23 protein-coding genes and 1 pseudogene are annotated in these 25,697 nt (G+C 23.2%); 13 read left to right on the top strand and 11 right to left on the bottom strand.

Features of this window, described 5'->3' with window-relative positions:
• The first annotated feature begins 304 nt into the window (after nt 1–304).
• A pseudogene (locus AACL05_RS04840) lies at nt 305–1,553 on the top strand (ISNCY family transposase).
• A gap of 152 nt (nt 1,554–1,705) precedes the next feature.
• On the opposite strand, the gene AACL05_RS04835 reads toward AACL05_RS04840, so the two are convergent.
• Together AACL05_RS04835 and alaS are read right to left on the bottom strand one after the other, a co-directional pair.
• A complete protein-coding gene (locus AACL05_RS04835; RefSeq protein ID WP_338985789.1) occupies nt 1,706–2,155 on the bottom strand; it encodes a hypothetical protein in 450 nt (149 codons plus the stop codon).
• A 399-nt stretch (nt 2,156–2,554) separates the two neighbouring features.
• Complete coding sequence (gene alaS / locus AACL05_RS04830; RefSeq protein ID WP_338960239.1) at nt 2,555–5,278, bottom strand: alanine--tRNA ligase; 2,724 nt, start codon at nt 5,276–5,278, stop codon at nt 2,555–2,557.
• Nucleotides 5,279–5,712: 434 nt separating this feature from the next.
• On the opposite strand from alaS, the gene AACL05_RS04825 reads away from it, so the two are divergent.
• The 6 genes from AACL05_RS04825 to tpx all read left to right on the top strand — a co-directional run bounded on the left by AACL05_RS04825 (nt 5,713) and on the right by tpx (nt 11,053).
• Nucleotides 5,713–6,663, top strand: a complete 951-nt coding sequence (locus AACL05_RS04825) for an IS30 family transposase (protein WP_338960236.1) — start codon at nt 5,713–5,715, stop codon at nt 6,661–6,663.
• 590 nt (nt 6,664–7,253) lie between these two features.
• Nucleotides 7,254–8,045, top strand: coding sequence for a hypothetical protein (locus tag AACL05_RS04820; protein WP_338960241.1), 792 nt, complete (start codon nt 7,254–7,256; stop codon nt 8,043–8,045).
• Nucleotides 8,046–8,182: 137 nt separating this feature from the next.
• Complete coding sequence (locus AACL05_RS04815; RefSeq protein ID WP_338960243.1) at nt 8,183–8,392, top strand: hypothetical protein; 210 nt, start codon at nt 8,183–8,185, stop codon at nt 8,390–8,392.
• 212 nt (nt 8,393–8,604) lie between these two features.
• On the top strand, nt 8,605–9,438 hold the full coding sequence (locus AACL05_RS04810; protein WP_338960245.1) for a hypothetical protein: 834 nt from the start codon (nt 8,605–8,607) through the stop codon (nt 9,436–9,438).
• A gap of 102 nt (nt 9,439–9,540) precedes the next feature.
• Complete coding sequence (locus tag AACL05_RS04805) at nt 9,541–10,515, top strand: hypothetical protein (RefSeq protein WP_338960247.1); 975 nt, start codon at nt 9,541–9,543, stop codon at nt 10,513–10,515.
• 31 nt (nt 10,516–10,546) lie between these two features.
• A complete protein-coding gene (gene tpx, locus AACL05_RS04800; protein WP_338985787.1) occupies nt 10,547–11,053 on the top strand; it encodes a thiol peroxidase in 507 nt (168 codons plus the stop codon).
• 75 nt (nt 11,054–11,128) lie between these two features.
• On the opposite strand, the gene AACL05_RS04795 is transcribed toward tpx, so the two are convergent.
• From AACL05_RS04795 to AACL05_RS04780, 4 genes are all read right to left on the bottom strand, one after another.
• A complete protein-coding gene (locus tag AACL05_RS04795; protein ID WP_338960250.1) occupies nt 11,129–11,308 on the bottom strand; it encodes a hypothetical protein in 180 nt (59 codons plus the stop codon).
• Nucleotides 11,309–11,328: 20 nt separating this feature from the next.
• Nucleotides 11,329–12,351 (bottom strand): hypothetical protein, encoded by a 1,023-nt coding sequence (locus AACL05_RS04790; protein ID WP_338960252.1) that lies wholly within the window; start codon nt 12,349–12,351, stop codon nt 11,329–11,331.
• Nucleotides 12,352–12,381: 30 nt separating this feature from the next.
• On the bottom strand, nt 12,382–12,603 hold the full coding sequence (locus tag AACL05_RS04785) for a hypothetical protein (protein ID WP_338960254.1): 222 nt from the start codon (nt 12,601–12,603) through the stop codon (nt 12,382–12,384).
• Nucleotides 12,604–12,979: 376 nt separating this feature from the next.
• A complete protein-coding gene (locus AACL05_RS04780; protein ID WP_338960255.1) occupies nt 12,980–13,144 on the bottom strand; it encodes a hypothetical protein in 165 nt (54 codons plus the stop codon).
• 256 nt (nt 13,145–13,400) lie between these two features.
• Here AACL05_RS04780 and AACL05_RS04775 point away from each other — a divergent pair, with 256 nt between their 5' ends.
• Nucleotides 13,401–13,880: a hypothetical protein gene (locus AACL05_RS04775; RefSeq protein WP_338960257.1), complete on the top strand. Its 480-nt coding sequence runs from the start codon at nt 13,401–13,403 to the stop codon at nt 13,878–13,880.
• Between the two features lies 1 nt (nt 13,881).
• On the opposite strand, the gene AACL05_RS04770 is transcribed toward AACL05_RS04775, so the two are convergent.
• Nucleotides 13,882–14,595 (bottom strand): sugar phosphate nucleotidyltransferase, encoded by a 714-nt coding sequence (locus tag AACL05_RS04770; RefSeq protein ID WP_338960258.1) that lies wholly within the window; start codon nt 14,593–14,595, stop codon nt 13,882–13,884.
• Between the two features lie 10 nt (nt 14,596–14,605).
• Entirely contained in the window at nt 14,606–17,044 is a 2,439-nt protein-coding gene (gene leuS / locus AACL05_RS04765; protein WP_338960260.1) for a leucine--tRNA ligase, read from the bottom strand.
• Nucleotides 17,045–17,658: 614 nt separating this feature from the next.
• Here leuS and AACL05_RS04760 point away from each other — a divergent pair.
• The 5 genes from AACL05_RS04760 to AACL05_RS04740 all read left to right on the top strand — a co-directional run bounded on the left by AACL05_RS04760 (nt 17,659) and on the right by AACL05_RS04740 (nt 21,692).
• A complete protein-coding gene (locus AACL05_RS04760) occupies nt 17,659–17,841 on the top strand; it encodes a hypothetical protein (protein WP_338960262.1) in 183 nt (60 codons plus the stop codon).
• Nucleotides 17,842–18,002: 161 nt separating this feature from the next.
• Nucleotides 18,003–19,433 carry an ankyrin repeat domain-containing protein gene (locus AACL05_RS04755; protein WP_338985785.1) on the top strand — a complete coding sequence of 477 codons (1,431 nt, stop codon included), beginning with the start codon at nt 18,003–18,005 and terminating at the stop codon, nt 19,431–19,433.
• An 86-nt stretch (nt 19,434–19,519) separates the two neighbouring features.
• Nucleotides 19,520–20,470: an IS30 family transposase gene (locus AACL05_RS04750; protein ID WP_338960236.1), complete on the top strand. Its 951-nt coding sequence runs from the start codon at nt 19,520–19,522 to the stop codon at nt 20,468–20,470.
• Nucleotides 20,471–20,947, top strand: a complete 477-nt coding sequence (locus AACL05_RS04745) for a hypothetical protein (protein ID WP_338985784.1) — start codon at nt 20,471–20,473, stop codon at nt 20,945–20,947.
• Entirely contained in the window at nt 20,883–21,692 is an 810-nt protein-coding gene (locus AACL05_RS04740) for a hypothetical protein (protein ID WP_338960232.1), read from the top strand. Before AACL05_RS04745 ends, AACL05_RS04740 begins: the two co-directional genes overlap by 65 nt.
• A 574-nt stretch (nt 21,693–22,266) precedes the next feature.
• On the opposite strand, the gene AACL05_RS04735 is transcribed toward AACL05_RS04740, so the two are convergent.
• From AACL05_RS04735 to infB, 3 genes are all read right to left on the bottom strand, one after another.
• Complete coding sequence (locus tag AACL05_RS04735) at nt 22,267–23,385, bottom strand: agmatine deiminase family protein (protein WP_338985782.1); 1,119 nt, start codon at nt 23,383–23,385, stop codon at nt 22,267–22,269.
• Nucleotides 23,386–23,481: 96 nt separating this feature from the next.
• Nucleotides 23,482–23,841, bottom strand: a complete 360-nt coding sequence (rbfA, locus tag AACL05_RS04730; protein WP_281747920.1) for a 30S ribosome-binding factor RbfA — start codon at nt 23,839–23,841, stop codon at nt 23,482–23,484.
• Nucleotide 23,842: 1 nt separating this feature from the next.
• Complete coding sequence (gene infB / locus AACL05_RS04725; protein ID WP_338960220.1) at nt 23,843–25,672, bottom strand: translation initiation factor IF-2; 1,830 nt, start codon at nt 25,670–25,672, stop codon at nt 23,843–23,845.
• Between the last annotated feature and the right edge of the window lie 25 nt (nt 25,673–25,697).

The raw sequence follows: 25,697 nt of genomic DNA, 5'->3' as shown, positions 1-25,697 counted from the left end.
CATTTACTTTGAAATTAAAGCAATAAGTTAAAAACTTATATTAAACTTAATTAAATTATACAAAAAAAAGTTCGCAAATCAAAATTTAAAGCTAAATTTTTAACGTTTATTTGGAATTCGTGTTTATATTTATTTAACACTGTAACTTTCCAAAATAATTTATTTTTTTATAAATATTTTTGGGAAATTTTCACTCGATATTGACAGTTATTAATTAAAAAATGTCATTATTTAGTGATAATTTCCTATTAGTTATCGAGTAAAAATTTCCCAAAAGTGAAGTTAAATATACTTGGTGATAAATATGGAAAGAAGTATGACTATGAAAGAAAAATATAAATACAAAATTATAAATGATATTATTATTAATAAATTATCTAAACATCAAGCCAAGAATAAACTTAATCTAACTATTAGAAGAATTAACCAATTAATTCAAATTTTTAATAGAAAAGGTAAAGTTGATTTTTATTCATAAATCTCGTAATAAAATTTCTAATAAGGCAACAAATTTTGAAATCAAAATTAAGATTATAAACTTGTATAAAACAAAATATTATAATTTTAATTTTCAACATTTTCATGAGAAATTAATTAATGAAGAAAAAATTAAGATTTCATATATCACACTTTATACTATATTAATTAAAGAAAAAATTTCTTCACCAAAAAGACATAAAAATAAAAAAAATAACTTACATCCAACAAGAAATCGAAGAACAAATTTTGGTGAATTAATTCAAATGGACGCCAGTAATCATCATTGATTTGGTAACGATAAACCAAAATCATTTTTACATGCTGCAATTGATGATGCTACAGGAAATATTGTTGGACTATGATTTGATCATCAAGAAACATTAGATGGTTATTATAATATTTTTTATCAAATTTTAACTAATTATGGCATACCAAAAACATTTTATACCGATAATAGAACAGTTTTTGGATATAAGAAAAAAGTTGATGCAGGAAAAATAAATACAGAAAATGACACTTATACTCAATTTCAAAAGTCCTGTAATGATTTAGGTGTTGAAATAATCAGAACTTCAATTCCGCAAGCTAAAGGTCGCGTTGAACGCTTATTTGGAACACTTAAAAGTTGTTTAATTAGTGAATTACGACTTAATAAAATTAGAAATTTAGAAGAAGCTAACAAATTTCTTAAAACATACATAAGTACTTTTAATAAACAATTTGCCTTTCCTATTGATGATACTAAATCTGCTATGGTTAAAACTCCTACACAGGAAGAAATCAATATTTATCTTTCAAGATTTTCTAAAAGAAAAACAGATAGTGGTTCAACCATAACATATTATGGTAAAAAGTATTTTCCTTATAAAAATAACAAAGTTCAATACATACAACCTAGAACTGATGTAATTGTACTTAAATCATTTATTAATGAATTATATCTTAGTTACAATAATCAAATGTATGAACTAAAAGAAATAGCACAAAAACCAATTATAAAAGAAAATTTAATAAAAACTAAAAAAGTTTATATACCCAATAAAAATCATCCTTGAAGATATGGATATCAATAATTCTTAATTAAAATTTAAAATCTATTTTATAAGATATTTAATTTTATAAATACTAAACCATATAAAATTTTAAAACGTTTGCGTATGAGCAAATTTGGTGTTTTAAAATTGATTTTAAATATAAAAGAAATTGTAATTGCAATCTCTCGTTTTTACATTTGTGGTAAGTTTGATTTAGTCGGATTTATTAATAAATTATTTAAAGTTACATTATTAATTTTATTAACATCTATATTTATTTCACTATTTGATTTTCTTATATATAATTCTTTTACTTTTTTAATATTTCCAAAAAGTTCTTTTGATATTTTTATAAAAAAATCATTTTTTTCTTTAATTATTTTATTTTTATCAATTTTTCCAAAAGTAAATATTTTCAATATTGAATAACTAATTTTTTTAAATTTGCTAATCTTTTGTTTTTTTAAATTTTCATTAATATCAACAATAGTAGTTTGAGCTAAATTAACTCTATTACTAATAATTTCTGGAGTAAATTGATTTTTATTAATAATTATTTTTTTTCAATTCTCTATTAATTCATTCATATTCTTCTTGTAAATTTTTATTCATTTTTTCATCCTTTCAAAATAAAAACTCATTTACTTTGAAATTAAAGCAATGAGTTAAAAACTTATATTAAACTTAATTAAATTATACAAAAAAAAGTTCGCAAATCAAAATTTAAAGCTAAATTTTTAACGTTTATTTGGAATTCGTGTTTATATTTATTTAACACTGTAACTTTCTAAAATAATTTATTTTTTTATAAATATTTTTGGGAAATTTTCACTCGATATTGACAGTTATTAATTAAAAAAATATATTTTTTTCAAAATTATTATCACTACTATTTTCCTATATTTCATCAATAAGAAATTATAAAAGATTCTGCAATTACTATAATAATGTTATATATGATTGTAAAAAATTATTGACGTTGAACATATATTATTGTATATCATAATATTTATATAAATTAATACATATAAGTATTAAGTTTAATATATAATTTTATTAATTTCTTTTTCTGTAATAAACTTATCAATCTTCCCTTGCGCTAAGATTGGGCTACCGCCACCCTTACCATTATATGTTTTTAATATTTTTTGTAAAATATTATTACTTTGATACTGTTTATTATTATGCAATTCTTTACTTGAAGCAACTAATACTAAATATTCTTGATTATTAATTTTATTAATAAAAATAATAATAATATTTTGATATTGATTACGATAATGTTCAATTATTTCTCTTAATGTTTTAATATCTAAATTTTCAAAATTTGCAATTAATAGTTTATAATTATTTTCATTTTTTGGAACTAAAGTTAAATATTTTTTCACTATCTTCTGACGATTTAATTCTTCAAAATTAATTTGTCATTTTTTAAATAAACCATGTAATTCTAGTAATAACATTTTTCCTTTTCTTCAATCAGCAGCTACCACTTTTAAGTTATTAATAGTATCATATATTTTTTCAATTTCTTCTTGCATACAATTATCTTTATTTTTTTGATATTGCATAAATAAATTATTGCTTTGTTCTTTAATCATTATTATTTGTTGTGTTAAGTATTCATTAATAGTTTTTAATGATGTTAAAGCATGAATTCGATAAGAACCAGAACCTTTTGATTCAACATTAGTTATTAATAATTGTTCTACTTCTTGTGAATTATAACAATGAGTACCCCCACAAAGTTCAATTGAAAAATCACCAAACTTAATTACTCGAACTTTTTCTTCATATTTTTCACCAAAAAAAGCTAAAGCTCCAATTTTGATTGCTTCTTCATATGTACAATAAATAATTTCACAAGGATATTTACCTTTAATTCATTTACTTACTTGTTGTTCTATACTTATAATTTGTTCTAAAGTTAACATTTGATAATGACTAAAATCTAATCGTAAATATTGATAATTATTAAAACTTCCAGATTGCATAACATGTAAACCTAATAATTTTCTTAAAGCAGCATGTAATAAATGAGTTCCTGAATGATTTTTTCTTGTATAAAAACGATGTGAACTATTAATTTGTGCTTCAACAATTTCTGTTTGTGTTAATTCACCTTTTACTTCCACTTGATGAATATGCTGTTTTTGTGGTCCTTGTTGTACATCAATAACAGAGGCCGTTCCATTTTCTCCTGTGATAATGCCATCATCAGATGCTTGTCCCCCCTTTTCTGCATAAAAAGGCGTTTCATTTAAAATTAAATAACCTTTTTCATTTTTTAAAAATTTTACCTCATGCTCTGATTTAAACATAAAAACAATATTTGTATTTATTTGTTCTTTATCATAACCAACAAAGGTTGAAGGAACTTTTAAATTAGTTAATAATGAAGATTGAATTGTTAATGCTTGATGATTAATTCTTACTTTTCTTGTATTATCTTTACTGTTATCCAATAACTTTTGAAAACCTTTTAAATCAACAGTAGCATTTTCTTCATTTGCAATCTCTAATGTTAATTCAATAGGATAACCATAGGTATCAAATAATTTAAAAGCCGCAGTTGCATCTACTTTTTTATTATCACTAATAACTTGTAATAATAATTGTTTTCCTGTTATTAATGTTGTTCAAAATTTTAATTCTTCGCTTTTAATAATATTAGTTACTAAATCGACTTTTTCATGTAATTCTTGATAATGTTGACCCATAACTTTGATAATAATTGAAACTAACTTAAACAAAAATGGTTCATTAATATTAAGTTTTTGTCCATATACAACAGCTCTTCTAATCAATCTTCGTAATACATAACCACGATCTTTATTACTAGGAAAAACACCATCACTAATTGCAAAAACTAAGCAACGAATATGATCAGCAATAATTTTAAATGCAGTATTAATAGTTTTTTGCTTAATCTCTTGTGTAAAATAATTATTAATATCATAACGAAAATTTGTCAATTTTTCACATTCATGAATAATATTTTGAAATAAATCAGTATCAAAGTTAGTTGGCACATCTTGTAAAATTGCTACTAGTCTTTCTAATCCTGCACCAGTATCAATATTTTTTCTTGGTAAATCAGTATAATTATTTTTGCCATCATTATTAAATTGTGAAAAAACAATATTTCAAATTTCAATATAACGATCATTTTCAATATCATCTTTTAATAATTTAATACCAATATTTTTAGGATCATATTTAATACCACGATCATAATAAATTTCAGTATTAGGACCACAAGGACCTTGACCCATATCTCAAAAGTTAGTAGATCTTGTACCTTTAATAATACGTTCTTTTGGTAATTTAATAATATTTAATCATAAATTATATGTTTCTTCATCTTCATTAAAAACTGTTACATATAATAAATTAGCATCTAAATTTAATCATTTTTTACTAGTTAAAAATTCTCATCCTCAAATAATAGCTTCTTTTTTAAAATAATCACCAATTGAAAAATTACCTAACATTTCAAAAAAAGTTTGATGTCTTGCTGTAATACCAATATTTTCAATATCATTAGTTCTAATTGCTTTTTGTGAATTTGCTAATCTTTTAGCAATTGGGGTTTGTCGTCCATCAAAATATGGTTTTAATGTAGCAACTCCAGAATTAATCCACAATAGTGAAGGATCATCATTTGGAACAAGTGATGCACTTTCTAAAATGTGATGATCATAACTTTTAAAAAAATTTAATCAAGTTGTTCTAACTTTATCTGTTGTTCATTTTATTGACATAATAATTTCTCCTCAAAATAATAAAAATTCCTATCAAAATAGGAACGTTTTTTAACGCGGTACCATCCTAATTCACTTACAAAGTAAATGCGCTTAATTAATGATTAAAATTGTTAAATTAGGAGCTTCTAATTAATAATGGTTAAGTGCTTACACTATTCACTCTCGCTGAAAACTAATTATTATTAATTATACTTATCTAATTTAGATTAATATAAATATTAATTTCAATTTTAATATTAACCATAAATATTAGTTATTACAAGCAAAAAGATAAAATTATGAAATATTTTTATAAATTAAAAAGAAAAAAATATTAATTATTAACTTGCTGAGTTATACTTGTAAGTGCAAGTAAATAAAATTGCAAAAAATTCTCATATAAAAATTTCATAATGCTAAATTTAGTTTAGAAAAAAGTAAGGAGTTTTTATATGAGTTATAAACATCTTGGCATAGATGAAAGGATTTATATTGAGAATCAATTGAAATTTAAATTTAAAATTAGTGAAATAGCTAAAAATCTTAATCGAAGTATTAGTACTATTATTCGAGAAATTAATAGAAATAAAGATAATAATCATTATTTTTCATTAATTGCACAAAATAAAGCTGAAAATCGAAAACAATCACATATTAGTTTTCATAAGTTTAAAAATAAGAATTTAGTAAAATATGTACAACAAAAATTACTATTAGGTTGATCACCTGAACAAATTTATGGCAGAATTAAAAATTTTCATAAAGAGTGAGTTATTAGTTTTAAAACAATTTATACTTGAATTTATTTTGGAATGCTTGATAAAGTTACTAGTAAAAATTTAAGAAGAAAAGGTAAAAAACGAAAATCTAAAGAAAATCGTGGCAAGTTTAATGGTAAATCAATTAAAGAACGAGATATAAATGTTAATGATCGTATAACACTTGGTCATTGAGAAGGAGATACTATAGTATCATCACGAGGTAAAAGCAAATCATGTTTAATAACTTTAGTTGAAAGAGTATCACGATTTACTTTAGCAATATTAGTTAAAAACAGAACTACTAAAGTTATTAATAAAAATGTTAGTTATTATTTATCAATTCTTCCTAAAAACATTGTTAAAACTATTACTTTTGATCGTGGCAAAGAATTTTCAAATTGACAACAACTTGAAAAAAATTTAGATATAAAAATTTATTTTGCCAATCCATATTCACCTTGACAAAGAGGTACTAATGAAAATACTAATGGTTTAATTAGAGAAAAATTTCCTAAAAAATTTATTTTTTCAAAAACTAATAAAAATGAAGTTCATAAATTTATATTGTCTTTAAACCAAAGACCAAGAAAAATACTAAATTATCTTTCACCAATCGAATATTTGGATAGAAAAATAATTTAGTTGCACTTACCTTTACAATTTAGCACTTTATATAATAAAAATTACAAGAAAGATTTTTTCTATTTAATTAAAAATATAATTTAACTGGTATTTTTTTTATTGTATATTCATTTTTTCAGATATAAACTTTAGTTAAGATTTGCTTAGAATAACTTTTAAAAAATAAAAATTTATCATTAAATTATATAAAATTAATTCATTTAATTCAATATTACTTACTATTTAATATAGTAACTAATTTAATATATTAATGCATTTTTTATATTTTTAAATCTATAATTTTGAATAAAAAAATATTTTAAGTAAATCTTAAATATAAAAAATAAAAATGATAATTAATTGAAGTTTTACAATCAAATCTAGCATTAAAAATTTTATTAATTTATTAAAATTAATCCTTGTAAGAACAATAACTATTAAATTACTATTCATTTTTTTAAAATGAAATTTTAAACAACTGAATTTATTTATTATTTCAAAAAACAAAAAAATAATTTAATTTCTACTCTAAATTTGTGTTTTATTAAAATATTACTATAAAAGGAGTCCAAAAATAAATCAAATTAATAAATAAAAAGGAGACAAATTTTATGTCAAGTAAACTAAATAATAATGAAATAGATAATACAATAAATGAATTTGAAGAAGAAACCAAAGAGGAAGAAAAAGAGGAAGAAGAAGAAAATGTTAACACAGAATTAGAAAAAAAACTAGCAGAGACAGAACTTGAAAAAAAAGAAATAGAAAATAAATTAGAAGAAACCAATAAAGAAAAGGAAAATATAAGTAAAGAAAAAGAAGAAGTTCAATCTAAACTAGATGAAACTAACAAAGCAAAAGTAGAAATGCAAACTAAGTTAGAAGAAGCCAACAAAGAAATCGAACAACTACTAGAAGAAATTGAAAACACTACCGATAATGAAAAAATACAAGAACTAAAAAATAAATTAGAAGAATTAGAAAAAAAAGTAGCAGACACAGAAGTTGCTAACAAAGAAATAGAAATTAAATTAGAAGAAACTAACAAGGCTAAAGAAGAAATAGAATCTAAATTAGAAGAAGCCAACAAAGAAATCGAACAACTAAAAGAAGAAATTGAAAACACTACCGATAATGAAAAAATACAAGAACTAAAAAATAAATTAGAAGAATTAGAAAAAAAAGTAGCAGACACAGAAGTTGCAAAAAAAGAAATAGAAATTAAATTAGAAGAAACTAACAAGGCTAAAGAAGAAATAGAATCTAAATTAGAAGAAGCCAATAAAGAAATCGAACAACTAAAAGAAGAAAGCAAAAACACTAACGATAATGAAAAAATACAAGAACTAAAAAATAAACTAGAAAATACAGAACTAGAAAAAAAGCAATTGAAGATAAATTAAATGAAATTGAATCTAAGTTAGAAGAAGCTAACAAAGAAATCGAACAACTAAAAGAAGAAAGCAAAAACACTAACGATAATGAAAAAATACAAGAACTAAAAAATAAAATAGAAGAAACTAACAAAGCAAAAGAAGAAATGCAAACTAAGTTGAATGAAGCCAATAAAGAAATGCAAGCATTATTAAACGAAATTGAAGAAATACAAGAACTAAAAAATAAGTTAGAAGAAGCTAAAAAAGAAATCGAACAACTAAAAGAACAGATTAATGGTAAAAAAAGTGATGAAGAACTAAAAAATATTAAAAAGAGAGAAGAATTAGAAAAAAATTATCAAAAAAAGAACTAGAAATTGAAGAAATAAAAACTAATTCAGACACAATAGAAAATATTGAAGATCATATTGAAGAAAAAGAAGCAATTGAAAAACAAATACAAAATATTAAAGATCAAATAAATAAATTAATTGAAGAAGAAAAAAATAGAGTTCATTTAATCAATTGTCAAGATCTATTAAAACAATTAAATGATATAAAAGATTCAATAAAAAATAATTATGAAATGATAGAAAAACTTAATCAAAAAAATAATAATGATAAATCAAAACAAGAGTTTGATGAAACAATACAACAAGAAATCAAACAATTATTACAAATATTAGTGGAAAATGAAAATACTATTAATGAATATCAAAAGAAAATTGAAAACCTTAAAAATAATACAAATAATTGTGATAAAGAAAATAAAGGAATTGAATTTTATCAAAATTTAATAAATGCTAAAAATAATGAAATATTAAAAATTCACGAAAGAATTAATCTATTAAAAAACACTAAGAATTGTAATCAAGAAAAAAATAATTGTTGCAAAGAAATCAAAGAAAAACTAGCACAATTGGTTGATATAGAAGATGAAAAAATGAAAAAAATTGATCAAATTTTTCAATGACAAAAAAATGAAAAAGAAAAAGAAATTTGAAAAGAAATTGATCAATTAGCAAAAACAATTGATGAACTAAAAAAACAAAAAGAAAACATTATTCCTGAAGAAATTAAAGAAAAAATATCAAAAATTGAAAATATAAATAATGAAATTCTTGATAATAATCACCAAATTTGTCTATTAGAAAAAGAACTAAACCAAGATCCAAATAATGAAAGTATAAAAAATTTTATTAAAAATCTAATAGAAATAAATGATAAACTTGCTGATGACAAAAATACAATTATTAATAAAAACAATGAAAACGAAAAAATTATTACACAATTAAAAGAAATTGAAAAAAAACTAGCACATGAATTAAAAACAAAACAAGAACTTGAACAACAACTAGAAAATCTAAAAAAAGAAAAAAAAGATGTCAATGTAATAAATAAAAAAATACTATTATACTAACTTGTCAAAAAAACTAGCACAAGAAAGATAAAAATATTTAAAATAAGATTTTTAAAGATTAGTATAAGAAAATTTATCAAAAATATAATACAAAAAACTAATATGTCAGAACAAAATAATGATATTAAAAATGAAAAAATAGAATTACTTAAAAGACAATTAAAAGAACTTGAAAAAAAACTAACAATCAAAGAAATAGAAATTGAAGAAATAAAAAATAATCCAGATACAATAGAAAACATTGATTATCATATCGAAGAAAAAGAAGCTATTGAAAAACAAGTTCAAAATGTTAAACATCAAATAAATAAATTAATTGAAGAAGAAAAAAATAAAATACGTCTAATTAATTGTCAAAACCTATTAAAACAATTAAATGATATAAAAGATTCAATCAAAATTAACTATGAAATGATAGAAAAAATTAATCAAAAAAATAATAATAAACAAGAACAAGAATTTGATAAAACAATACAATTAGAAATAAAACAACTACTAAAAATATTAGAAGAAACGGAAAATACTATTGATGAATATCAAAAGAAAATTGAAGACCTTAAAAATAATAAAAATAACTGTGATAAAGAAAATAAAGGAATTGAATTTTATCAAAATTTAATAAATGCTAAAAATAATGAAATATTAAAAATTCACGAAAGAATCAATCTATTAAAAAACACTAAGAATTGTAATCAAGAAAAAAATAATTGTTGCAAAGAAATCAAAGAAAAACTAGCACAATTAGTTACAAATGAAAATGATAAAATGATAAAAATCGATGAAATCTATCAATGACAAAAAAAGATAAAAGAAAATGAAATTTCTAATCAAATTAATAACATAGATAAAATAATTGAAAATCTAAAAAAAGATAAAAATAACATTATTCCTAAAGAAATTAAAGAAAAAATATCAAAAATTGAAGATATTAATAACAAAATGCTTAATAATCATCAAATTTGTCTATTAGAAACAGAACTAAACCAAGAACCAAATAATGAAAGTATAAAAATTTTTAACACTTTATTACTCCTTAATAGATTATCTTTAATAAATTTAGTTATAATAATATTATAAATACATTTGATAAAAAGGGAGAAAAAATATTATGTTGCAATTAACAATTAAAGGTAAACCCGTTCATATTAAAAATGAAATAATCAAAGTTGGAGATACTTTATCATTTTCTGCAGTTAATAAAACAATGGATAATATGAATTTGGAAAAATTCACTAATAAATTTAAAATTATTTCTAGTGTACCAAGCATTGATACTAAAACTTGTGCTTTACAAACTATACACTTTAATAAAGAGGCCACTAAATTAAAAGATTTAGTTATTATTACTATTTCCAAAGATTTACCATTTGCTCAAAATCGCTTTTGTGAAAAACTAAAAATGAATAATAATTTTCATATTTGAAGTGATTATCGTAATAATGAAAATAATTTTAGTAATACTACTAATTTATTAATTGATGAAATCCAATTATTAGCACGTACTATTATCATTGTTGATAAAAATAACAAAGTTATATATTTACAAATTGTTAAAGAAGTAACATTAGAACCAAACTATGATGAAGTTCTAAAATTTATTAAAATTTTAACATAAAAAAAGTTAGGTAATATTTTTAAAATAAGTATTACCTAACTTTTTTTTATTTATCAGTAGACTTTTAAAAACTATTTATTTTGAAAATGAAATATGTTTTTTTGATTGCTGTTCTTTTTTAGTACTATCTGCTTTTTCCTTTTCACGTGCTGCTTTCTCAGCTTTTTGTGCTAGTCTTTCTTTCATATCTTTAGCTCTTTGCATAGCTGATTTAGTAAGTATTTTATCTACTTTTTCTTTTTCTTTTTCATCCATAATGTGTCTCCTTTTTTAAATTATAAACTTGCTCTTCTCATATTTTTAACTGGTGATTTCTTTCTAATATCTTCTCTTTCAAGATTATCATTTTTTTCAGGATTTTCAAATAAATTTCTTACATTTTCCATTATTTTTTCTTCTTGAAATTCTTCTCATACTTGTTTTGGTTTATAAAAAAAACCATCACACATATGCTTTTTAGTTGCATCACTTTCATTAAAAACTTCTTTTATTTTGCTGATATCTCTAGGTTTTAAATTTTGTGAAAATTCAACTGTTTTATTTCAATTTTCATTTCATTGTTGAACTTTTTGAGCATAAATTTTTGAAAATTCTTGAGTTTTTACATCTTGTTTATTTTTTTCAAATTTTTTACTTAATTCTTTTTGAATATTTTCAAATGTTTTATTTTTATTACTATCTCAAATTTTACCAAAACTTTTTGCAAATGCCTGTACTTTTGCTTCACGCGTTAAACTTAAAAATCATTGTTTTGATTTTGTCTTTCCTTTTCTTAATTCTTTTTGTAATTGTAAATCTTTTTTACGTTTTCAATTAGGTAATAATCATGCTTTTATTTTGTCTTTATATGTTTCTCATGCTATAACAGTTCCACCAACGATAGCTCCACAAGTTAAAGCAATTAGTGCTCCTGCAACAAGTGGTGGTACAAGAGGAGTTATTAATGGACCAACAACTAAACCACTTAAAAGACCAATACCAGCTCAAGCAACTAAAAACATTGTTACTTTTGATATTTTTCATAAAATTTTTCTAAATTTTGAATCTTTTATACTAGCGTCTCACTCTTCTGTTTGTCCTTGATTGACACTATTAATAAAATCTAAAAATGGCATTCTAACAATAGTTGTTGCATCATCTTCAGTTAATTTAATAAATTTCTTATTTTTTGAAATTTCATTTTCATTAAACTCATTGAAGAATTGATCACTACTTAAATGTCTAATTTGTTGAACAACTTCATCTTTTTCAAGATAAATTAGTTGTTGTCAAACTTCTTCTTTTTCATCATCATGCAATTCTAATAATAAAACAGGTTTATTATTAATTTATATTATTTCATCATAAATAAAATAATTCCAATTATTTTCTTCAATAATTGTTTTAAATTGAAAATGTTTTATATCTTCATCTTCATTTTCTTCACTTTCAAATAGAAAAGTTTTACCATTATGTCAATTTTCATCATTTTCTTTAAATTTTGTAGAAATAGCATTTTTATCATCTTTATCATTAAATTCTGCTTCAATAATAGGTGTTGTTGGTCACATTTTAGTATCTCCTTTTAATTAAAAAACCCATTTACTTTAAAATAAAGGAATGGGTAAAAAACTTATATGTTTAATAACTATATTTTATCAAATATTACATAATTTACAATAATTTTTTAATATAAATAAGCATATTTTATTTAAATTAATATTTATTTAATTTATGAAAAATATCTATTGTCAGTAAGTATTATTAAACATAATAACTAAGCTTTTAATTATTTTAATTTATGGATATTTTTGAATTTATAAATGTTATTTAATTTTTCTGAATAACCTTTAATTTCAATATATTTCTTTTTAAAAGAAAATAATAAATTTAGAACTATATTAAATTTTATTGCATAAGTTTTTATCTAAAATTAAATAATGAGATTTAAATTTTCGGATTTCTTGATTTATGTTTGTTTAATTGTTTTTCTTCTTCAATTTTTTTTAATGTATCTTCTTGTTTCTTAGCTTTTGCAAGTAATAAATCAAGTCTTCTATTTTCTTGTTCTGCATCATGTAATAATTTTGCTGCTTTTTCTTTTTCATTCATAATATTTTTTCTCCCTTTCTTTTAAATATTTATTTTTAAAAATATCCAAAATACAGTATAAAATTTTTCATAAAAATTAAAAGATAAAATAAATATTTTTAAATAAAATTATGATTTATTAACTCAAAAGTAAGGATGTTATTTTTTTAATTATTGTGCTTAAAAATTGAAAATATGTTATACTAACATCATAATAAACTAAATTATTAAAGACCATTAGGTTCGACTTATTCTTTTTTAAAGGATGTGAAAAATTATGTCAGCACAACAACAGCAACAGCAGCAACAACCAAATAAAGAAATTTTTGATAAATTACAAGGTGAAAAAGATAAAAAAGAAAAAGCAAATACTTCTTCTGGTGGTAGTAGTAGAAATTGAATTGTAAAATTTGCAAAAGATGTCGCTTATATTTCTTTTTTTCCATACATATGATTAAAAAAACTTTTAGTTTCACTATTTAATAATCGAACTAAAAAGCCTAAACTAAATCAGTCAGTTAATATTATTAAAAATAAAGATAATGTTAATCAAAACAATAATGTTATTGCTCGTAGTAATGGACAAGTTAGTTTTAAAGAAGTAGATGCACTAGATCCAGAAAATGAATCAATAGCAGAAGCACTAAAATTAAACGGTAATACTACTAATCCATTCCAAAATGTTGCACATAGTTGTAATCGTGAAGAAATTCCAGTAGTTTCAACAACAACTTCTGGAAAAAAATTAACTACTTAAATTATTTAAAATATTTATTAGTTCGTTCTAAATCAATAATATTATCAACATCCCAATGACAATCAAATGATAAAACATAAGGTTTTAATTCAAAATTATGTTTAATACTATTACTAATTAAATATTTACCAACCATTGTTGTTTGCAATACAAGTTCTTGTTGTGGATTTATTAAATCTTCACCAAGAACTTTTGTTCATTTTTTAGTAATATAACTTCATTCTCCTGCCAAGAAACTATCCTTTTTTTTACTTTTAATAATATCAATAATATTACCATTCTTGTTTAATTTATAACTTCAATCTTCTTTGATATTATCATGATCACGATTAATAGCGGCCATCATATTAGTTGAAAAATTATTTAAAAAAATATTTTTTGTACTAATCATATCACCAGAAATAATAAAAATATCATCTTGACCATTAAAATATGATGATACTAATGTCAAAGCATAACCACTATTATAATCAAGGAAATGTTGATTATTTATTAAAATTAATTTTGAATATTTATGAGTAAGAAAATTAAATTCATCTTTTAAATGACCAGTAATGACAATAATTTTTTTTAAATCATGTATTTCAATTAAATGATTAATTATATGTTCAATTAAAGTTAAACCTTTAAATTTAATTAACGATTTATGAACATTATTTGAGATAGGTTGTAATCTACTGCCAATTCCTGCTGCAAAAATAATAGCAACTTTCATTATTCCTCCTTTACTTAACAACAAAATTAACAATCTTATTTGGTATACAAATTGTCTTAATAATTGTTTTATCTTGCAATCAATATTTTACTTTTTCTTCATTATTAACTACTTTTAAAAGTTCTTGATTATTTAAATTTTCTTTTACTACTAAAGTTATTTTCGTTTTACCATTAATCTGAATAGCAATAGTAACTTCACTAGTAATCAAAAATTTTTCATCATAACTTGGAAACTGACTTTTATTAATACTTTCTTTATTACCAAATTGAAATCATAATTCTTCAGCAATATGTGGAGCAAATGGATTTAATAATTTTAAAAAATTAACTAAATATTGTTGATAAATAGTTGGTGCTTTATAACAAGCATTGATAAAAATCATAAGTTGTGCAATAGCAGTATTAAAATTTAAATCGTTAATATCATTAGTTACTTTTTTTACAGTTTGATGATAAATTGTATCTAATGATTTATCATTCTTAGTAGTAATTTTTATTTTATACTCATCTTTATTAACAAGACGATAAATACGCATTAAAAACTTATAACAACCAACTAAACCACTATTTAATCACGGTAAAGATGCTGTTAATGGTCCCATAAACATTTCATATATTCGTAAAGTATCAGCACCATACTCATTAATAATATCATCTGGATTAACAACATTACCGCGTGATTTAGACATTTTTTCATTATTTTCACCAAGAATCATACCTTGATTTACCAATTTTAAAAATGGCTCTTTAACACTAACTAACTTTAAATCATATAGTACTAAATGTCAGAAACGAGCATACAATAAATGTAAAACAGCATGTTCTTGACCGCCAATATATAAATCAACTGGTAATCAATAGTTAAAACGTTTTTGCGCAATAGCACTATAAAAATCACAATAAGTACCATCATCATTTTTTAAAATATATGCTAAATAATATCAACAGCTACCTGCTCATTGTGGCATTGTATTAATTTCTCTTTTTCCTTTTACACCATCTTTTCTAGTTACATGTAATCAGGAATTTGGTGCATTAGTTAAAGGTGCATTCCCCGAATTAGATGGCTTAATATTAGTCATTTTTGGTAATAATACTGGTAATTGTTGTTCATCTACTGTTGACATTGTACCATCTTCTCAATAAATTATCGGAAAAGGTTCACCTCAATAACGTTGACGAGAAAAAAGTCAATCTCGTAACTTATATACAGTATGTACTTTTCCTTGTTTTAAAGTTAGTAATTTTTTAACAATTAAATTAGTAGCTGTTTCTAAATCCTTACCATTAATAAAATCAGAGTTAATATATTCACTAGTACCCAAAAATGGTTCATTTTTATTATTAGTTTTCATAATAAAAATGATTGGTAAATTTTTATTTTTAGCAAAAATAAAATCACGACTATCATGTGCAGGAACACCCATAATTGCTCCTGTCCCATAATGATTTAAAACATAATTACCAACTCAAATTGGTAATTTACTTTTAGTAAAAGGATGAATAGCATAACTTCCAGTAAAAACACCAGATTTTAAAGTATCATCTCCTTGACGCATTAAATCTGTTTTAGTTTTAGCATCTAAACAGTATTGAGTAACTGCTTGCGAATATTCACTAGTTGTTAAATCATGAATTAATGGATGTTCAGGAGCAAGTACTAAAAATGAAACACCAAAAATAGTATCAACCCTTGAAGTAAAAATAGAAACCTTACATTTATTATTTTCAACTACAAAATCAACTAGTGTTCCAACACTTTTACCAATTCAATTACGTTGTAATTCCTTAACACTATTTGGTCAGTCTAAATCATCTAATCCTTTTAATAATTTTTCAGCATACTTAGTAATTTTTAAAACCCACTGACGCATTGGTTTTTTAATAACTGGGAAATTACCACGTTCAGAAACCATATGACCATTAATGTTAATTATTTCTTCATTAGCTAAAACAGTTCCTAACTGTTCACAAAAATTAACTTCAACATCTTTAATTTCAGCTAACCCTTGTTCATAAAGTTTAATGAAAATTCATTGTGTTCACTTATAATATTGAGGGTCTGTAGTATTAACTTCTTTATTATAATCAAAACTTAGACCAATACTTTGTAATTGTTTACGAAAATTATTAATGTTTTGTTTAGTAAATGTCTCTGGATTATTACCTGTATTTAAGGCATATTGCTCAGCTGGTAAACCAAAAGCATCTCAACCAATTGGATGCAAAACATTAAAACCATTCATTATTTTAACTCGAGAAATAACATCAGTAGCACAATAACCTTTAGGATGGCCAACATGTAAACCTGATCCTGAAGGATAAGGAAACATATCAAGAATATATGATTTTGGTTTTTTATTATCATCAATGTTTGTTTTAAAAGTTTCATTTTTTAATCAATACTGCTGTCATTTTTTTTCTATTTGTTGGTGATTATAACTCATGTTTTTCTCCTTTAATATGTTCAGGTAAAGTAATCATAAAACCATAATATCATAATCATTTAACAAGTTGCAATGTTTACTTATTGATTAAATTATATTTTAAATATTTTGTTAATTATCAATCAATGTTATTAAACCATTTGCTAATATTTATTTTCTACAAAAAAGAAATAGTTTTTATTGTATTTCAAATAAAATATACTATATAATTATCATTAATATTAAATAAATTCAAAGGAGGATTCTATGAACACACAAAAAGTTTTAAATAAGTCTTTAAAACAAAAAAAGAAAAACCGGAAAAAATAGGCTTAGGAGAACTGGTGTGACTTTGGATTTAATTATACTTGCACAATAGCTTTTCCTATGTCTTTTATAGGAATATATTATTGAAATAATGGCGGAGTTGGATTACATCTAATCTGAATTATGATTTTAGGCGCTATAATGGCTAGTATTAGTGCATGTGCTTTTTTAAAATGTAGTAAAGTTTATGCTGGTAATAATGGTTGGAGCATATATTTATGTTAGAGCAACTTTTGGTCGTTTTTGAGGATGAATAACCGGCTTTATGCAATATATCATTTTACTATCTACTGTTACCGGTGAATATAATGGCAATTGTTATTTGTACCATTGGATTAGGTTTACCTTATACTTACATTGGTCATCAAATGAATATGATAGGACCACCGCCAGTCTATATTCCAATTGTTTTAGGAATAATCATGACTTATTGTGTGCTAAGTCAATTAATAAAAATGGGATACATTAAAGTATTTAAAAAATGATTATAACGGCTAATTAATATTAAAGTTTGCAATTTTAAATAGCAATTATCTATATTTACTATAGAAATAAATCTTATGATATAATTTTTTCAAACTTAATATAAGTTTTTAACCTATTTATTTTAGTTTTAAAATAAATAGGTTTTTTAATTTGATAGGAGAAAAAAATGTCTAATTTAAAAGAAATATCTAAATTAAATACAACTATAAAAATTAATAAAAATGAAAAATTAATTAAAGCCGCTAAACATGATGATTTAGAATTGACCCAAACTTTACTAAAAAATAATGCTGATGTTAATTATGTAGATGAACATCATAATAGTCCATTAACAATAGCTGCTGAACATGGTAATTTAAAAATTGTTCAAATTTTATTAAAAAATAACGCTAATATTAACCATATAAATGATTTTGGTGATGATGCTTTAAGAATGGCTGCTAAAAAGGGACACACAGAAGTAGTTAACGCTTTATTAGCAACAAATAGTAAGATTATTAATCACAAAAATTGAATTGGTGATAGCGCTCTAATATCAGCAGCACAAAATGGGCATGTAAATACAATTAAAACTTTATTAAAAAGTGGTGCTTATATTAATGATACAAATATATTTGGTGATACTGCTCTAATATGAGCTACTGAAAACGGACACACAGAAACAGTTAAAGTTTTAATAACAAAAGATAATGACATTAATAATCATGTAAACAACCTTGGTGACTCTGCTTTAATAATAGCCGCCAGAAAAGGTTATTTGGAAATAGTTGAAATTTTACTAGCATATGGTGCTGATATTAATAATGTAGATAAAAACAAAAATAGTGCTTTAATATGAGCAGCCAAAGAAGAAGACCTAGATGTAGTTAACACTTTAATAAAAAATGGAATTGACCTTAATCATGAAGATAACTTTGGTGATACTGCTCTAATATGAGCAGCTGAAAAAGGTTATGCAAAAATAGTTAACACTTTACTAGCATATGGTGCTGATATTAATCATAAAGATACAAATGATGATACTGCTTTAATATGTGCCGCCAGAAACGGACACACAGAAATAGTTATCAATTTTCTAAAAACAAAAAATGTTGATATTAATCACATAGATGCTAATGGTGATAGTGCTTTAATAATAGCCGCCAGAAAAGGTTATTTGGAAATAGTTGATACTTTAATTAAAATAAACTCTGATGTAATTCTACATAGAACTAAATTTAATAATACTGCTTTAATAATAGCAGCTAAAAATGGACACTTAGATATAGTAAAAATTTTAATAAAGAATGATATTAATATTAATCGCGAAAATAATGTTGGTGAAAATGCCTTAATATGAGCTGCCAGAAACGGACACACAGAAGTAGTTAACGCTTTATTAACAAAAAATAATGATATTATTAATCATAAAACAAAATATGGTAATAATGCTCTAATATGAGCAGCCAAAGAAGGACACCTAGATGTAGTTAACACTTTAATAAAAAGTGGAATTGACCTTAATCATATTAATTATTTTGGTGATAATTCTCTAATATGAGCAGCCAAAGAAGGACACCTAGATGTAGTTAATACTTTAGCTGAGTTATACTTGTAAGTGCAAGTAAATAAAATTGCAAAAAATTCTCATATAAAAATTTCATAATGCTAAATTTAGTTTAGAAAAAAGTAAGGAGTTTTTATATGAGTTATAAACATCTTGGCATAGATGAAAGGATTTATATTGAGAATCAATTGAAATTTAAATTTAAAATTAGTGAAATAGCTAAAAATCTTAATCGAAGTATTAGTACTATTATTCGAGAAATTAATAGAAATAAAGATAATAATCATTATTTTTCATTAATTGCACAAAATAAAGCTGAAAATCGAAAACAATCACATATTAGTTTTCATAAGTTTAAAAATAAGAATTTAGTAAAATATGTACAACAAAAATTACTATTAGGTTGATCACCTGAACAAATTTATGGCAGAATTAAAAATTTTCATAAAGAGTGAGTTATTAGTTTTAAAACAATTTATACTTGAATTTATTTTGGAATGCTTGATAAAGTTACTAGTAAAAATTTAAGAAGAAAAGGTAAAAAACGAAAATCTAAAGAAAATCGTGGCAAGTTTAATGGTAAATCAATTAAAGAACGAGATATAAATGTTAATGATCGTATAACACTTGGTCATTGAGAAGGAGATACTATAGTATCATCACGAGGTAAAAGCAAATCATGTTTAATAACTTTAGTTGAAAGAGTATCACGATTTACTTTAGCAATATTAGTTAAAAACAGAACTACTAAAGTTATTAATAAAAATGTTAGTTATTATTTATCAATTCTTCCTAAAAACATTGTTAAAACTATTACTTTTGATCGTGGCAAAGAATTTTCAAATTGACAACAACTTGAAAAAAATTTAGATATAAAAATTTATTTTGCCAATCCATATTCACCTTGACAAAGAGGTACTAATGAAAATACTAATGGTTTAATTAGAGAAAAATTTCCTAAAAAATTTATTTTTTCAAAAACTAATAAAAATGAAGTTCATAAATTTATATTGTCTTTAAACCAAAGACCAAGAAAAATACTAAATTATCTTTCACCAATCGAATATTTGGATAGAAAAATAATTTAGTTGCACTTACCTTTACAATTTAGCAAATGACAGAAAACTATTCGTTTGAAAAACGGTAGAGTGATTTTAGAATTATCAAATTTAGATGAAAATAATCAATTTGAACAAAAATTTAAAATATATGAAAATGAAAATGCATACCTTAGTGATTTAAAATCATTAGATTTAAGTACTTTTACAGAAACAAAACAAAAAACACCTATTAATTGATATTTTATTATCACTGCATGAGGAATTATTCCTATTGTTGTGTTTGCACGAACTACACAAAGAGTATTTTCAGTTAATATTACAGATAATAAACCTCATCCATCTAGTGATTGAATAACTAATATTCTTGACGTTACTAATGAAAAAACACAGTATAATCTTATGATGGCAAGTGCTGATATTATTTTTAGTCTTCTTACTGGTGAAATTTTTAAATGATCGCGTAAGGTTATTAGTCCTTGTTGTCAAAGTAGAAACTGTTGCTAATTCACCTGTTAATAATTCATATTTTATTACATCATTAATTCATCTTTGATCAACATTTAGTAATCATGTAGTTGTTACTGCTGCCGCAATGTATACTCTTGATAGTTTTACTTGACCAAATTATGGCTGAAAATTAATTGATAAATTTAATATCTTATCTACTATTGCTAGACTTTATGCTATGACAACTATTAATAATGGTTTTAAATGATCATTAAGTACATTAAATAATGAGTTTCAATTATCTGATAAGTTTAATTGTTTTTTAAATATTTTTAGTAAAATAGTTAATTTTATTAATGAATTATGTTACCCTTTAAAAGGTTTTATTGCACTTGTTAGTTTTGGTGCAATTACATTTAGTAGTAATGCACTTAAAACTTTAGCATCACTTGTTGCTGAAAATGGGTTTACAGATGGTTGTTCAATATTCCCTAATAAATTTTTTACTTTAGGAATGTTGGGAACAGCTACAGCAATGTCAATAACAGATGGTTTAAATTTACAGTTAGATAATTATAAAAAACCACTATTACAACCATTTCTAAATGGAGCAAAATGAATTTGAACTAAAACAAAATCATGTTGTATAAATAATGAAAATGATAATGGATATGGTTCTATAAATAATGATAATGTTGAAGATGGAGTTGTTATTAATAATCCTGAAAATGATATAAAAGATTTATTAGAGCAACAAGCAATAACTGAAGCAAAAAAAAACAAATTTAAATGGTTTATTTAAAAAATTTAATTCATTTAATATAAATTAAATCAATGAAACACAACCATCAGTAAGTGAGCATTTTTCAGATTCACGATATACTGTGATATAGTTTAGTTTAAATTAATATTAATCACTCTTTTTATAAGAGTGATTTTTTATGATTATATATTTTATTTTTTTAAAAAAATATATACTTTTCTTAGATATTTTTTAAGAGTTAGAAAAAAATAATTTAAAATTTTATATTTGAAAGGAGTGTTATTATGGATAAAAAAAGAATAGAAGAAGAAAAAAACATGGAGAAGAAGCAAAGAAATGAAGAGAAGAATGTAAAAAAATAGAAAACAAGATGAAGATGCGAGAAGAACAGTATAGAAAGAAAAATGAAACTAAAAAGAATTTATAATATTTACTAGAGTTTTATTTATATTAGGATTGAAAGTTATTTTCTAGTTTTAGTATCTTTAAAAATTTAAATTAAATTTAATAAATTTTATATTTTTTAAATAGAAATAATTAGTTAAAATAATTAAGTTTTAACTAGTTAATTTTTTTAATTTAAAGATAAAGAATAAGATAAAACTTTATAAAATTATGTAGTAGATATTAAAGCTGGTTGATGACAAATTAAACTATGAATGCCACTTTTACCAAGAATAAGTTCTCTAGCATCAAATAAAACAATTTGTTTATTATTAAATACATTTGTTTTTGATAAAATATCTAGAAGTTTAGTTTCACTTTCTTCATCATTGAAAGTAGGAATAATAACAACTTTGTTACTTATATATAAGTTAAGATAACTAGTGACAAGTTTTTGATTTGCTAGGATACGATTATGATAAATGTTAAAATCAATCATTTTAATATCATCACTATTACGAACGTCATTTTTTGGTAAAGGAATTTTTATAATTTTATATTTTTTGCCATGAGCATTTATTGATTTTGATAATACATCTCAACACTTTTTAACAGCAAGATAACGATCATCAATAGTATTTTCTGTTCAACTTAATAAAATAGTATTACTATCAACTATACACATGATATTATCTAATCTTCCTTTGGTTTCGTCATATGGTAATCCATAAGGTATTCAAATAATATTTACAACATTTAGATAGTCTTTTAAATACATTTCTATTTGCTCTTGTGATAAATTAGGATTACGTTCTTGACATAAAATACCTTCATAACTAGTAAAACAAGTACCTTCACCATCTAACATAATCATGCTAGATTCTAAAATGATTGGTAGAAAATAGTAATCAATTTTTTGTAGTTCAAATATTTTGTATGCTATCATATCATCATCATTTCAAGGTGAATAAATACCTACTATTTCTCCACCTCAAGCATTAAAATTAAATTTTAAGCCTCTAATATTCTTTGTTTCTTTATTTTGAAGAAAGATTGGACCATAATCACGAATAAAGCAATCATTAGTAGACATTTCGATAATTGTAATATTTTTATTTAATAAATTTCTAGCATTATTAAATTGATTTTTACTAACAATCATATTTACATGTTCATGTTCACTAATAATATTAGCAAGTTTACTTATTTTTTCTTGTGCTGGTTTAGCGCCTAATCTTCAATTATCGGTTCTTTCTGGTCATACCATTCAACATTGTTGATGTTCTAAAAATTCAGGAATAACATAAAAATCATCACTATTTAGTGTTGAATAAATTTTTTGTGCCATTAATAGTAGCTTTCCTTTCTTACTTAGTAGCTACTGAATAATTCCCTTATTTTATTGATGATTCCTTTTTTTATTATACTAATAATTTTATTTTTTTTATTCATTTGAAGAATTATTATTTTTGATATTTTTTAATATTTCTTCAATGTTTTTAACTCTAGTGTTGGTATTATCATATTTAAAGCGTAATTCTGGAACTTTATATTTATTACTTGTTTTAGCAAGTGCGCTTCGACAAAAACCTTTAGCTTTTTCTAAAGCAGTACTAATGGTTTTAATATCTAAATTATCTAAGTAAACTGTTCAATAAATGGTAGCATAACTGTTATCTTTTGTTATTTTTACATTAGTAATAGTGATATCTTTGAAAAGAATATTTTTTGATTCTTTTTTTAATATATTAGTAATTTCTTTTTTTAAGAAACTTTCTTGTTGTTCAAATTTAATGATAGACATCCTATTTTGTCTCCACTTCTTCTACTAAATATGATTCAATAATATCATTTTCTTTTAAGTCATTACTATTTTTAATAGTAATACCGCATTGAGTTTCTTTTTTAGCAATTTTTAAATCATTTTTTTCATGTTTTAAACCACTGATTTCACCGTTATAAATAACAACATCATCACGAATGATATGAACTTTGCTATTACGTTGAATGAAACCATTAATGACAACACAACCAGCAATTGTTCCTACTTTTGAAAAATGAAAAGTTTTAATAACTCGTGCTTGACCAAGAATTTTATCTTCATAAGTTGGTTCTAATAAACCTTTAGCAGCCAATTCTAATTCTTCAGTTATTTTATAAATGATATTATGTAATCTAATTTCAACACCGGCATTGTTAGCAGCTTCACGAATAACATGATTGGGGCGAACATTGAAACCATAAATAATACTTCCTGAAGTTTGAGCAAGTTTAATATCTGATTCACTAATACCACCAATAGTTGCTCTAATAAACTTAACAGTAATATCATTAACATTAATTTTATTTACTGCTTGAACGATTGCTTGCACTGAACCTTGAGTATCTGCTCGTAAAATAACATTAATTTGTTTTAATTCACCTGTAGCAACATCTTGTGTTAAATTACCTAAACTAATTTGTCGATTATTTCTAATTTTATTTGTTTCTTCTGTTTGTCGTACTAGTGCTACTTTTCTTGCTAATTTATCATCATTAAAAACAATAAAAGATTCACCAGGAGTAGGGGCTGTTTCAAATCCTAAAACTTGAACAGGCATTGAAGGTCCGGCTTTAGTAATTATTTTACCAGTATCATTAATAAGGCGTTTAATTTTTCCTTTAACACTACCCGCAACTACAATATCAGTAACTTTTAGTGTTCCACCTTGTATTAATAAAGTACAAATTGAACCAACATTTTTATCATGATGAGATTCGATAACAGTTCCATTAGCAAATCGATTTGGATTAGCATTTAGTTCTTTTAATTCAGCAATTACTAATATTGCTTCTAATAATTCATCAATTCCTTGATTTTTTAAAGCACTACCATAAACAAAAATAGTATCGCCACCTCATTCTTCACTAGTTAAATCACAATTAGCTAGTTCATTCATAATGCGATCAGTATTAACATTTGGTTTATCCATTTTATTAACAAAAACAATAATTGAAACACCAGCTACTTTTGCATGGTCAATTGCTTCACGAGTTTGTGGCATCACACCATCATCACCAGCAACTACTAAAACAACAATATCAGTAATTTTAGAACCACGTGAACGCATTTCAGTAAATGCTTCGTGACCTGGGGTATCAATAAAAGTAATTAATTTATTATTAGTTTTAATTTGATAAGCACCAATATGTTGAGTAATACCACCGTGTTCTTGATTAGTAACTTTAGAATTACGGATAGTATCTAATAGTGTTGTTTTTCCATGATCAACGTGGCCCATAATTGTAACAACAGGTGGTCGAGTTACTAAATTTTTTTTATCATCTTCGAGATTAATATTTTCTAATAAGTTTTCATATGTTACCACTTTAGCTTTTTCAAAATCAATATTTCATTCTAAACAAAGTTCAAGCATTAATTCTTGAGTTAATATTTGATTTTGATTAAATAGTTTGCCTTGTTTCATGAAGTATTTAATAATGTCAGTTACTGGATGATGCAATGCTTTAGCAAATTCTGAAATAGTTAATGGTTCGTTATATAAAAATACTCCTTTTTCATTAATTTGAGATGTTTTTTGTTTTAGTTGTTGATTAATATTTTGTGTTTGTTGAGATATTCGTTTTTTTGCCATTTGCATCCCGCCTTTCGCTTGGGAA

Source organism: Spiroplasma endosymbiont of Thecophora atra (assembly GCF_964019735.1).
Lineage (GTDB): Bacteria > Bacillota_I > Bacilli_A > Mycoplasmatales > VBWQ01 > Spiroplasma_E > Spiroplasma_E ixodetis_A.
Note: the sequence above shows the minus strand (reverse complement) of the source record. Positions and strands in the feature narration are given on the sequence as shown.